General features: G+C 46.4%; 9 protein-coding genes. 1 reads left to right on the forward strand and 8 read right to left on the reverse strand.

Annotation, left to right across the window (positions count from 1 at the left end; translation table 11 throughout):
• The first annotated feature begins 611 nt into the window (after positions 1–611).
• Complete coding sequence (locus KSX81_RS13310; RefSeq protein ID WP_004311134.1) at positions 612–3,002, forward strand: glycosyl hydrolase 115 family protein; 2,391 nt, start codon at positions 612–614, stop codon at positions 3,000–3,002.
• Here KSX81_RS13310 and KSX81_RS13315 read toward each other — a convergent pair.
• From KSX81_RS13315 to metG, 8 genes are all read right to left on the reverse strand, one after another.
• The gene (locus KSX81_RS13315) at positions 2,989–3,738 is read right to left on the reverse strand and encodes a glycosyltransferase family 2 protein (protein ID WP_004311135.1); all 750 of its coding nucleotides are present in this window, start codon (positions 3,736–3,738) and stop codon (positions 2,989–2,991) included. The two genes, KSX81_RS13310 and KSX81_RS13315, sit on opposite strands and share 14 nt — an antisense overlap.
• Complete coding sequence (locus KSX81_RS13320) at positions 3,731–4,996, reverse strand: glycosyltransferase family 4 protein (RefSeq protein ID WP_004296595.1); 1,266 nt, start codon at positions 4,994–4,996, stop codon at positions 3,731–3,733. The genes KSX81_RS13315 and KSX81_RS13320 overlap by 8 nt, the downstream gene beginning before the upstream one ends.
• A 10-nt stretch (positions 4,997–5,006) precedes the next feature.
• Positions 5,007–6,125 (reverse strand): glycosyltransferase family 4 protein, encoded by a 1,119-nt coding sequence (locus KSX81_RS13325; RefSeq protein WP_004296594.1) that lies wholly within the window; start codon positions 6,123–6,125, stop codon positions 5,007–5,009.
• On the reverse strand, positions 6,098–7,120 hold the full coding sequence (locus tag KSX81_RS13330; RefSeq protein ID WP_004311137.1) for a hypothetical protein: 1,023 nt from the start codon (positions 7,118–7,120) through the stop codon (positions 6,098–6,100). Before KSX81_RS13330 ends, KSX81_RS13325 begins: the two co-directional genes overlap by 28 nt.
• Entirely contained in the window at positions 7,117–7,980 is an 864-nt protein-coding gene (locus tag KSX81_RS13335) for a phosphorylcholine transferase LicD (RefSeq protein ID WP_004296592.1), read from the reverse strand. The genes KSX81_RS13330 and KSX81_RS13335 overlap by 4 nt, the downstream gene beginning before the upstream one ends.
• Positions 7,981–8,035: 55 nt before the next feature.
• Positions 8,036–9,088 carry a hypothetical protein gene (locus tag KSX81_RS13340; RefSeq protein WP_004317101.1) on the reverse strand — a complete coding sequence of 351 codons (1,053 nt, stop codon included), beginning with the start codon at positions 9,086–9,088 and terminating at the stop codon, positions 8,036–8,038.
• Positions 9,078–10,532, reverse strand: coding sequence for a lipopolysaccharide biosynthesis protein (locus KSX81_RS13345; RefSeq protein ID WP_004296590.1), 1,455 nt, complete (start codon positions 10,530–10,532; stop codon positions 9,078–9,080). The genes KSX81_RS13340 and KSX81_RS13345 overlap by 11 nt, the downstream gene beginning before the upstream one ends.
• A gap of 72 nt (positions 10,533–10,604) precedes the next feature.
• On the reverse strand, positions 10,605–12,644 hold the full coding sequence (metG, locus tag KSX81_RS13350) for a methionine--tRNA ligase (RefSeq protein ID WP_004296589.1): 2,040 nt from the start codon (positions 12,642–12,644) through the stop codon (positions 10,605–10,607).
• Between the last annotated feature and the right edge of the window lie 517 nt (positions 12,645–13,161).

The following is a 13,161-nucleotide window of genomic DNA, read 5'->3' on the forward strand; positions in this document are numbered from 1 at the left end:
AAACAAATAATAGGGAATTCGAAACAGTTAAATACAGTCAAAGTTTAGCTGACTGAAAGAATTTTTTGATTACATTTTGTATTTTTGCACAGTTAAAGCGTTATCTGAAAAAAGCAAAACTGAGAAATCCGATGAAATCTGCAAGTTGGCAAATCGTAACCCGACAGAGCGTAACATTAATGTAAATCACTCAACGTCAGCATATAATTTGGTGTCAAGCTCTTTTGAGGTAGAAGATAACTGAAAATGTACTCTTCATCGTTCTAAAATTTTTTTGGTTTCAAATTTAGTTCGTGAAGAATCCTTCGTCGCTACGCAAATCATTGAGGAATACTGCAATTCTCGTTCACGCCGCATTTTCTTGCGTGAGTTGTTAGTAACTCACTGGAAGTTAGTGTTTTCTATATTCTTCCAACCTCATCATAACCTGTTTTGGGCATGGTCACGAATTGGTAACGTTGCGATGTCCTAACTTGGCTTTTTCATTGCTTTTTCTGTCTTTCATTTTTTCAAGCCATCTTCCTAAAACGCCTATCTGCCAATAACTTTGCTACATTTTTCTGTTTATCACTTTTTATTCGTACTTTTGTCTTCTATAAATAATAGAACCTATGAGACATAAACTTCTGTTTTCTTTTTTCATCTTTTTGATAGTTGCTTTACCGATTCGTAGTAAGGATTTTGTTTTGACTTCCGGTCAAACAGTTGTCATCGCTTGCAGCCCTTCTGAAGAACTGGTTGTACGAACCGCATTGGAAATGCTGGGGCGTGATATTCAGACAGTATTGTCGTCGACTACCCAAGCGAATGAGAAAACAGGTGAAATTGTGATAGGAACGGTGGGGCAGAGTGAGCTTATCAGCCGGACCGGCATAGATGTTTCTGCGCTAAAAGGCAAGAAGCAGGCTTTTCTATTATCTGTTTCTCCGGAGGGTAAATTGATCGTAGCCGGCAGTGACAAACATGGTACGGCTTATGGAATACTCGAAATATCCCGTTTGTTAGGTGTCTCTCCCTGGGAATGGTGGGCGGACGTAACTCCGGAAAAGAAGAAACTTTTTAAGCTATCTTCCAAATTCCAAAGTCTTCAGGCTCCTTCGGTGGAATATCGGGGTATATTTATTAATGATGAAGACTGGGGCTTGATGCCATGGAGCAGTCGGACCTATGAACCTTCAAAAGTGAAAGGTGAGATAGGCCCGCGTACCAACGAGCGTATTTTTGAACTCTTACTTCGTCTGCGTGCCAACACCTATTGGCCTGCAATGCACGAATGTACACTTCCTTTCTTCCTGACCAAAGGCAATCGGGAAGCTGCCAAGAAATATGGAATCTTCATCGGTGCTTCCCATTGCGAACCGATGGCTTGCAGCGCTGCCGGCGAGTGGAAACGAAGAGGGGAAGGGGCTTATGATTATGTGAATAATGCTCCGGCTGTTTACAAATTCTGGGAAGACCGTGTAAAAGAGGTGGCAGATCAGGAAATACTCTATACGTTGGGTATGCGTGGTGTACACGATGGCAAGATGCAGGGAGCGAAGACGGTGGAAGAACAGAAGGCCGTAATAGATCGTGTGTTTGCAGATCAACGCGGGTTGATTGAAAAATATGTTGATAAGGATGTAACTAAAGTCCCGCAGGTTTTTATCCCTTATAAAGAGGTACTCGACATTTATCATGCCGGATTACAGGTGCCCGATGATGTAACATTGATGTGGTGTGACGATAACTATGGCTATATCCGCCATTTTCCTACGGCCGAAGAATGCCCACGTAAAGGAGGGAATGGAGTCTATTATCATGTTTCTTATTGGGGACGTCCGCACGACCATCTCTGGTTGAGTACGATGAGCCCGTATCTGATTTTCCAACAAATGAAGCTGGCTTACGATCGAGGCATACAGAAGATGTGGATACTGAACGTCGGAGATATCAAGCCTGCCGAGTATCAGATAGAGTTGTTTATGGATATGGCCTGGAATATAGAAGCTGTGGCCTCGGAAGGAGTGACCTCTCATCTGAAACACTGGCTGGAACGGGAATTGGGAGCTTCGTGCGCAAAGGCAGTATTACCTGTGATGCAGGAACACTATCGTCTGGCCCATATTCGTAAACCTGAATTTATGGGAAATACGAGGGAAGAGGAGAAAGATCCTGTTTATCGTGTTGTCAAAGATCTCCCATGGAGTGAAAAAGAAATCAACGGACGTTTGCAGGCTTATGATAAATTGTCGGAGACAGTGGAACGGGCAGCTTTGAAAATCCCATCCGGCAGACAAAGTGCCTATTTTGAATTGGTGAAATACCCGGTGCAAGCTGCTACACAGATGAACCGGAAATTGCTATATGCCCAATTAGCCCGCCACGGAAAAGCGGACTGGGAGAAAAGTGATCTTGCCTATGACAGCATTGTAGTATTGACAAAACAGTATAACTCACTGGAAGATGGAAAGTGGAACCGCATGATGGATTTCCAACCCCGAAAACTCCCCGTATTCAATCGCGTGGAAAGAAAAACGGCTACTTCTCCGATGATGAAAGAGCGTGTAGCTATCTATAAATGGAACGGCTTGGATGGGAAGAATATCCCGAATAGTAAGACCTTGAATGCGCGGAAAGGAACTTCTGCTATTTGTGAGGGCCTGGGATATGAAAGCAAAGCGACAGGCATTGACAAGGGAGATGCACTGATGTTCTCTTTTGACAACTGGAAAACAGACTCGGTAGAGGTTGACATCCGCTTGTTGCCTAATCATCCTGTGAGAGGAGATCAATTACGTTTCTCAATATCGTTGGACGATGCAGCGCCTGAAGTGATCTCTTATGAAACGAAAGGACGGAGTGAAGAATGGAAAGAGAACGTGCTGCGCAATCAAGCCATCCGAACGGTTCGACTTCCGGTATCCGGAAAGAAGTCCCACAAATTGGTAATCAAGGCATTGGACGAAGGAGTGATATTAGACCAGGTGATGCTTTATATGCCTTCGCCTACTGGTGAGTAACTGCACGGATCACGAACCATGCATGATGCGCCACGGTTCCAATCAGCCCGTAATGCTTTGCCATGATCCGAAATCTTTCTTTGAGGGATGCTTTCTGATTCCGGGTAGTCATTCCCTCCTCCAGATAGTCGATGATTGTCAGGTGGGTATTGTGCAAAGTACGTGCTTTCTTCATGATGCGGATGCACCAGTCGAAATCTGCAGAAAAGCGATATTGCAGATTATATGGCTCTACGAGCGTGTGGCGGGGGAAGAATGCCTGGTGGCAGACTAACATTCCCTGTTTGAAACTTTTCCAGGTGAGCGTTTCAGGGGCGGACAATCTGCGCATCCGCAGGAAATGCCTGTCCTTGTCTACGATAGCGGTTTCTCCGTAAAGTATATCGGGCAGTTCATTGCCGTTGATGGTGTGCACCATTTGTTGCAGCGTATCATCCTCATGAAAACAGTCGCCTGCATTCAGGAAACAGAGATAATCACCGCTGGCAAGGGCGATGCCCTTATTCATAGCGTCATACAGTCCTTTGTCGGGTTCGCTGACGACGGTGTGTATGCGTGACCGGTAGCGGTTGATAATAGAGAGGGTTCCATCCTTGGAAGCTCCATCCACGATAATATATTCTATATGATGATAGGTTTGTGAAATAACACTTTGAATCGTGTCTTCCAATACCTTTTCAGCATTGTATGTCACCGTAATGATAGAGAACTTGGGAGTAGGATGGACACTATGCATATTTCCCCGTTATTTTATTGTAGACATCTGTATATTTCTTTGCAACGATACTCTCCGAATAATTACCCAGAACCTTGCGGCAGGCCTGTGCAGAGAGTTCGTTGTATTCCGGTTCCGTCAATATCCAATGTATGCCGTTGGCAAAATCTTCCGAGGATTTGTATTGTGCCACGTAGCCGTTGTGCAGATGATCGATCATTTCGGGGATACCTCCCACATTAAAACCGACACAAGGCACTCCACAGGCCATTGCTTCCATAATCATATTGGGAAGATTCTCTTCCAGAGACGGGATGGCGAAGAGGTCTACGGCATTGTAGATATTCACTACTTCATGCTCATTTTTGATATAAGGGAGCGGGTATACATGGAAAGGAAGTTGTTCCTGTAACTGCTGCGACTGGTTGCCGAATACGACTACACCCAGTGAGTCTTTCCATTCCGGATGCTTTTCTGCTAACAGTTTGCATGCCCCAATCAGATAGTCGACCCCTTTTCGTTTATCGGTGATCTTTAATGAGCCGAACAAAACTAGTTTCTTACCTTCCGGCAACATGAATTTGGCACGCGCTTCCTTCTTGTTCATGGGTTTGAACAAGTTGGTATTAATAGCGTTCGGAATATTGGTCACGCTTTTCCCTTCAAATAATGCACTGGTCTGGGCTTGTTCCTTCAGCCAATGGCTGCACGTGACGAAATGAATGGGAGCGTAGCTGTATAACTTTTGTTTTTTGCGGAACGTGCGATAGGATAAATCCTTTCGTCCCCCGCCTTTGTAGATGTACGGACAGTCGTGACATTCCTGCTGATAGTTGTTGCACTCCCGTGCGTAATGGCAGATGCCGGTGCATGGCCACATATCGTGCATGGTCCAGACTACGGGTTTGCCGGAGGTCAGTATCTTTCGTATATCGTTCAGTGAGAGCATTCCCTGGTTGATCCAATGCAGATGGATCACGTCGGCCTGGCGGAATTCCGGGAGTGAGGTGATGTCTGTACCTGTGTTGGCGATGTCTACGTCAAACAAATGGTAACGCCGGAAACGGTTGGCACTCCAGATCACAATCCGTTCCCACATGAACTTCCACACTTGCAACCAGTTACTTTTTAAGCGGACAACACTGATTTGGTCGGTCTGTTTGTCACGTACCAGCATTTTGGCTTTGATGCCGTTGTTTTTCAGTGACTCCATCAACCGGCTTGCTGCGATGGCTGCTCCTCCTATTCGTTCAGATGTATTTATAATCAGGACTCTCATGGGCAAAAGTTTATGCAAATGTACGGTTTTTAGAGGAAATGTTTGATATTTCCAGCAAGCTTTCTGCTATTTCGCGTGAAAAGATTTCGAGGTTGAAACGTTCTTCCGCCAGTTTGCGGGCATTCTCTCCCATGCGCCGTGCCTCTTCGGGGTGGTCGGCGATGTAGCGGATAGCGTCTATCCAGCCTTGTACGTCGTTATATTCTACGGTGATGCCTATTCCTTCCTTGTCGATGTCTATTTCGAAGTTGGGGTTGCGCGAACAGATGACGGGGATGCCGAGGGCGAATGCTTCCACGAGCGTGGTCAGTCCTACGGTATAGGGGAAGTCCAGGCAGCAGATCACGATACAACTTTTGCGTGCCACCAGTTTCCCCAGTTCGTAGGGAATCACTCCGTCGGTATAATGGATGCGAATGGAGTCGGGCAATGCATACGGGTCGATGATCTTTTTATAGTTGATGTTACCGCATGAGACGGCAATGTACAAATCCAGTTTCTCGTTCGTTGCGGCAAATGCCTGGAGCAAGGTGTCTACGTCCCGGTTTTCTTTGCCGGTGGAGATAAATCCTTCGGGCTTCCGGTCGGGCATTTCTGCAAGCAGGTGGTCGTAGAAAGGAAGATCCGGTCCCCAATGGATGAGTTTCAGTTTGTGGGACGGTGCTTTCCGGGTTTTCTGCGAGTCCTGAATCAGTTTCCGACTGAACAGGAACATTTGGTCTATACCTTTGTAGAAAAGGCGGGAGATTTGTTCGCGCCACGGTTTGGGATTGGTGACGACAGCCGTATGATGCCAGATCACGATGGGCTTGCGGTACAGTCCCAGTGCACGGAGGAAGATGACGGGCTCTATACCCCGGAAAGAGGTGGCGTAGAGGACGTCGTATTTCTCCTTGCAGAAGAGAATCTCTTTGGTGGCGTAAAGCATGAGTTTCAGACGGCCGGAGAAATATTTGCATTTGTGCATCACGGAGTGTATTCCGTAATTCTCCAGTAAAGGAAGTCCGTATAAGATGTGTCCGGGGAATTTATATTCTTTCCATTCCTCGTAGCTTTCCCGTGTGAGGCGGGTATGGTAAAAATAAATAGTAAGCAACTTATTTAGTGGTGCTTGTTTCTTTTCAGCCATTTGTTGATTCGGTTTTTGACAGCTTTCGTAATGATGGAGAAATTGCCGTATTTCAGGTTGAGGAACAGTTCTTCGAACGAACGTCCGATCTTGATCCACGGATGATCCCAGCCCATGATGCGGTAAACGCTCTCTTTGTAGGCAACGTTTTCGATGACGTAGCGGGGATGTTTCAGTGGAAAATCCACCTCATAGCGCTTCATCGTGAAGATGCGGCGGTAACCTTTGGGCAGGGTATGAATCGAGCCGGCGAAATGGGTGGAATCTGCCGTTGCTCCCAAGTTATTAATCATGTTGCGGGTAGGCACGATGCTTAGCCCGGAGTTGAACAGTATGGAGGCGTGGAAGATCGTTTCATAAAAGGCTTTCTGCTGTTCCCGGTGACGCTGGCACATGTAGATAAAGTCGCTCCGGAATTTGCGTTCCTTGATAAGCTGTTCCAGTTGTTGCATATTGAAGGAGTCGTCCAGGAAGTTGTAGAACTCATCCCATTGGTCGACTACCCGTTTCCAGCTTGCCCATCCCCAGATAGAGAAGGTGGTGGTAAAGAAATAGTCGTAGGGCATATCTTGGGTGATTTCTTCGGGGTTAAATCCGGCAATCATGCTGATGCGGGTGTCATATTCGTATTTATCCAGCATCTCCTTGCAGAATTGGAAAAAGGAGACGGCGGGCACATCGTCGTCTTCCAATACGATGCACTTGTCGACTTTCGAAAAGGCCCATTTCTGCGAAATGTACTCCGAAGGGTCGCAGCCGAAATTCTTTTCCTGATAAAGCCGTTCTACTTCACATTCCCAGTCTATCTGTGATACGATTTCACGGCAGGCTTTTATTCCGGGCAGGTCACGTTCGTTTCGTGCTCCGTCCTGATAGAGGAAGAGGCGGGACGGACGCGCTTTCTTCACTTGCTCGAACACTTGCGACAACTGTTGCGGGCGGTTGAAGAACAGGATAAGTACCGGGACGTCTACTAAAGCGGATTTCATATTCATAGTTCTTGTTTTGGGGTTGTACTGAATGACAGGGCGGCAGGATAGTGGTTGTTCACTTTTTCCTGCTCTTCTTCTGTAAATCGATGCAGGGTTGGATAGTTGTAACGCAAAAATCCTTCCAGGTCGTCGGGGGCGGTCACTGTGAGAGGGCCGAATTTCACGGGTTGCAGGTGGCGGATGCTTTCTACGGTTACGTGGTCGGCAGTGGCCATTACGTTGTTATAGTAACGGGTGTTTCGTGAGTTGAAACAGCTTTGAACTGACACCAGCATGCGGTAGATTGCTTTTTTAGAGAAAAGTAGGTCGACTACCCTGTTCAGGAAACAGGAGAAGGCTCCCCGGTTCGTGGGGTTCTCTATTTCACATGTACCGAAGTGTTTCCACATCCATATCTCTTTTCCCATCAGGCAGCATTTGAGGAAGCCGAGTGCTTCGGATTGTATTCTTCGCAGCAGCTTGTTGTCGGGAATCTTGTCGAATGGGAATATATCGACAAAAATGCCCGGATGCATCGGGACATTCTTGAACATTTCTTCTACAAAAAGGGTGTCGTTTTTCTTGACTTTGGCAAAATAATACGGGGTATGAGGGTCTGTCTCTATCCATGAAAGGAAGTAGGAAGGACCCAGTTCCCCGGGAGCTACTTTCAGAAATTTGTTGTAGTTCTCCCGCGTCATGCCTATGTCAATATCATCATCCCAGGGGAGAATCGCCTGGTCGTAGAGTGCACCGATTGCCGTGCCGCCAATCACAAAATAGGGAATGTTGTGCTTCTGACACACCCGGATGGTTTCTCCCAATATGTCGTAGAGTTCGGTATGTAATAAATCAAGCTCTTCGGCTGTATATTTCTTGTTCATCGGAAATGGTTAATGCACGTTGTATTGCAAATGTAGTAATTATATTGCTAAGTTACTATAACTTTAAGTTTCCTTGCATAAATTCGGTGGCCACTCGCCCGCGTCCCGGAATGGGGAGAACGGATGCTTGCGGAAAGTCCTTGAGCAGACAGTCTGCCGGATTGATCTCCGGATAGAACTTCTTCAACAGGAACAGGCTGGGACCGGTGGTGATACTTCCTATAAAGACGGAAGCATCCATCAATAGCTGTATCGAACAGAGGAAACGTGCCATTTGTTTCTGTTTCAGCTCTTTGGCGGTCTGCGTGAAGGCACTGTTGACGTATCCTTGCTCGTTGGGGCTGCAAAGGGTGTACCAGTGTATGTCCGGGGCAAGGGTTTGCACTTGCTCGAAGAGACGGTAGTCGTCGGTCAGTACAAAGACGTCGCGGATGGCTGTTTTTTCTTTGATGAGGCGTATGTAGTGTTCCGGTGGCAGCAGGTTGGTTTCGGTTATCTTGTCTCCTCCGCGTATCTGGCATCCTGCGTATTGAGGCGGAAGTTGCAGGGTGGTGGCAAATTGGCGACATTCCTGTGCGGTGGTGTCGTTGAGTTTCCAGGTGATTTCCGTCAGCTTTTGGAAGGTGTGGAGGTAGTCACCGTCTATTCCCAGTTCGGGGATATGGAAATGCTGGTTGGGGTTGAACGTCACTTGGAAGTTGAGTCGGATCGGTTTACCATACGTGAAGAAAGCAAGGGCTTTTCCGATGATGTTCTTGCAGGTTACTTTCAGTTTCCATTTCAGTAACTTCGTTTTAGATAGTTTTTTGTCTTGCATCAATGCTTGCCATGAAGGCAGGCGATGGGTGTTGTAGGTGTGGTGAAACGGTTCGTGCACTTGCTCGCAGAAAGGTGCGAAACAGTCTTCCCAGCCCTTTTCCCATCCGAAGTTGGCGTCGTCGGAGTAAAGCTTGAACTGTATTTTGTGTTGCAGGCAATAGAGCATTGCATGGAGCATATAGGTGTATTCGGTAAAGAATCCGGCGTCTATACCTATGTGATAGATCATCGTCTTTTTGAAAGAACTGTTCAGAAGGCGGTATTTAGTGGCAAGATCATTAGGGTTCATGTGGCTTCTTTTTGATGAAATACTGGATGCTTTCTTTAAAGGTGACCGAACGGCTGCCCCACATGGCGGCTACGTAGAGTGCTGCTGCGAGCACTATCTTGCTTGCCAGGCGGAGATAAATATTCTCGATGGAACGGGTGGAGTAATAGGTGATTACCATGACGGTGGTGGCAATGACAGCGTATGGAAGTATGTCTATCAGTGCATGGCGTAGCTTTAGTCCGATTTCTTGCCATACGAAGTAGTGCCACGTCAGTAGCCACAGTATATTGGTGGATACATAGACGGCGAGCATGGCATAGATCCCGTGTGAATGGACTAACAGAACGCCTGACAGTAGAATAATGCCGAGCGCTATGGTGTTCCACATATAGATGCGGGATTTTCCTTTGCTGATGATGAGTTGCTGATAGAGGTATGCAATGGGAGTGAAGGCTCCGCTGATACACAGAATCTGCATGATGGGTATGCTGGAATACCACTTGTCGGTGATGGTGATGGTAATCAGTTCTTCTGATACGATTCCCAGTCCGAGCATGGCGGGAAACGAGACGAAAGCGGTGAAACGCAGCATTTTGCGGAATACCCGTTTTTGCCGTTCAAGGTCGTCCGACACTTTGGTGAGTACCGGTTGCGCCACTCCGTTTATCATGCCGGATATAAAGAGCTGTCCCATGCCGCACCATTTATTGGCCTGGTTGTAATATCCTACTTCCTTTTCGGTGTAGAACTTACCCAGTATCACAGAGAACAGGTTGTTGTTGATGTGATTGAATACATTGGTTACCAATAGCTTTCCGCTGAATCCGAACATTTCCTTAATCGGGGTGAAATTGAATTGCAAGCTCGGTCGCCAACGGGTGAAATGCCAATAACAGGCTGTGTTGACGGCTACATAAACGATGCTTTGCGTGGCAATACCCCAATAAGAGAAACCGAAGTAGGCAAGAATGACTCCGGTGATTCCGGATACGGTAAGTCCGATAACGGAAGACAGGGCCCGCTGTTTCACCATCAGGTTTCGCAGAAGATAGGCACTGTGGGATATTCCCAGGCTGGCTATGAAGAATCCGATGAAGGAATAACGTGCCAGTGGTGTCAGTTCGGGAGTATGGTAAAAATCGGCAATGAGCGGTGCGCACAGGAATAACAGCAGATACAAGGACAAGCTGATGGCCGCATTGAACCAGAAGACAGCATTGTAATCGTTGTGTGTCACTTCCTTCTTGTTGACAAGGGCGGCTGTGAAACCGCTCTCCTGTATCGAACTGGCAATGAGGGAGAAGATAGCCAACATTCCCACCATTCCGTAGTCTGCCGGAGTGAGCAACCGTGCGAGGAATATTCCGAAAAGCAGGTTTAACAACTGCTGTATGCCGTTGCTGAATCCTCCCCAAAATAGTCCTTTGGCTGTTTTTTCTTTTAGTGACTGATTCTCGCTCATGTTATTTGCAAAGAATACATGAAAAGGCTATGCGCAATGATAGCTTTTCATGTATTCCCTATTTAAGTTTTATTATTTTACTTCGCTACCCGGCTTCACCTCACGTCCCGGCATGATAACTGCCAGACTGCCGTCGTTGTTTTCGGCACTTAGAATCATGCCTTCGCTGATGATGCCTTTCAGTTTGCGCGGAGCAAGGTTGGCGATGAAGCAAACCTGTTTGCCTACCAGTTCTTCCGGTTGATAATGCTTGGCAATGCCCGATACGATGGTACGTGTTTCCAGTCCGTCGTCGATTTTGAATTGCAGCAATTTATCCGCTTTCGGCACTTTCTGACATTCAAGAATGGTACCTACACGGATATCCAGTTTCGTGAAGTCGTCGAATTCGATGTTCGGACGGATTGGATTAGCCTTGTAATTGGCTTCTTCGTTTGCTTTCTTTGTATCGAGCAATTTTTGTACTTGTGCTTCGATAGTAGCGTCTTCAATCTTTTCGAACAATAATTCCGGTTTGTTCAACTGGTGACCTACAGGGAGAAGGTTGTCACGTCCCAATTCAGACCATTCGAAAGTATCCATGTTCAGCATTTTGCGGAGTTTTTCCGAGCTGAACGGCAGGAACGGGTCGAAAGCGATGGCAAGGTTGGCAACCAGTTGCAGGGAGATGTTGAGGATGGTACCTACACGCTCCATATCTGTTTTTGCCAGTTTCCACGGTTCGGTGTCGGCCAGGTATTTGTTGCCGATACGTGCCAGGTTCATGGCTTCTTTCTGTGCGTCGCGGAATTTGAATACGTCGAGCAGTTTTTCCACTTCTGCTTTTACGTCTGCAAATTCTTTCAGTGTTTCCTTGTCGTAGTCGGTCAGTTCACCTTGTGCAGGTACGCGCCCGTCGAAGTATTTTTGAGTCAATACCATTGCACGGTTCACGAAGTTGCCGTATACGGCTACCAGTTCGTTGTTATTGCGTGCCTGGAAGTCTTTCCAGGTGAAGTCGTTGTCTTTTGTTTCCGGTGCGTTGGCGGTCAGTACGTAGCGGAGTACGTCCTGTTTGCCGGGGAAGTCCGCCAGGTATTCGTGCAACCATACAGCCCAGTTGCGGGAAGTGGAGATTTTGTCTCCTTCGAGGTTAAGGAATTCGTTGCTCGGCACGTTGTCCGGCAGGATATAGCTGCCTTCTGCTTTCAGCATGGCGGGGAATACGATGCAGTGGAACACGATGTTGTCTTTTCCGATGAAATGGATCAGGCGGGTTTCAGGATCTTTCCACCAGGTTTCCCAGCTGTCGGGGAGAAGTTCTTTGGTGTTGGATATGTAGCCGATAGGTGCGTCAAACCATACATAAAGCACTTTTCCTTCTGCTCCTTCTACGGGAACAGGGATACCCCAGTCGAGGTCACGGCTCACGGCACGTGGTTGCAGTCCCATGTCGAGCCAGCTTTTGCATTGGCCGTATACGTTCGGACGCCATTCTTTGTGATCTTCCAGAATCCATTTGCGCAGCCATCCTTCGTGCTTGTCGAGAGGAAGATACCAGTGTTTGGTTTCTTTCATCACCGGTTTGCTGCCGCTGATAGCACTTTTCGGGTTGATAAGATCCGTAGGAGAAAGTGAGGTTCCGCATTTTTCGCATTGGTCGCCGTAAGCGCCTTCGGAATGGCAGTGGGGACATTCTCCAGTGATATAACGGTCGGCAAGGAATGTTTTTGCTTCCTCGTCGTAATATTGTTCAGACGTTTTCTCGATGAATTCGCCTTTATCGTATAATGTTTTGAAGAAATCCGAAGCCAATTGGTGATGCGTCGGTGAAGTGGTGCGGCTATACACGTCGAATGAGATACCGAATTCTTCGAATGATTTTTTTATCAGCGAATGATAACGGTCTACTACATCCTGCGGAGTAATTCCTTCTTTCTTGGCACGAATCGTGATAGGTACCCCGTGCTCGTCCGAACCTCCGATGAATAATACATCTTCTTTTTTCAGACGCAGATAACGCACATAAATGTCTGCCGGTACGTATACACCAGCCAAGTGACCGATATGGACAGGACCGTTCGCATACGGCAGTGCCGATGTGACGGTGGTTCTTTTGAATTTCTTTTCCATTATATAGTGTGATTTTTGTTGTTTTCAACTTTGTAATGTGCAAAGATAATGACTTTTCACCACAGATTACACGGATTAACACAGATTATTTCATTGAAAAGTGGTCACAGAATGAAACAGGAACGTTTCGTAATAAAAAAACAGGTAAAAAGAAAGTGTTTTACCCTGATATAAGTTGGCTAGAAAATAGCCAATTTGTATCGGGGTATTTTTATATTTTCTATTATGTTCTATTTTTAAGATTGAAACAGATTAGGAGTATCTAAACTGTATTCTAATAAAAGAAGTGACGTATAAAATACTGTATGAATATGCGGAATAAGTCATCTTTCTTGAATACAAATGAGTGAATATTCATGATTGTTGATAGAATCATGAATCATTTCTTTTAAAGGAAGACTTCGTTCCTTTTAAAGAAACGGTTTATTGGTCAGTGAGAAGTGCTTCCTTGCTTTTAAACGAAAGGACAAAAGGGTATTTAGAATACTTGTTTTGTGCTGGTTGCTGTCGAATAGGT

Origin of the sequence: Bacteroides sp. MSK.18.37, assembly GCF_019129155.2 — a bacterium.
GTDB classification, from domain to species: Bacteria; Bacteroidota; Bacteroidia; order Bacteroidales; family Bacteroidaceae; genus Bacteroides; species Bacteroides ovatus.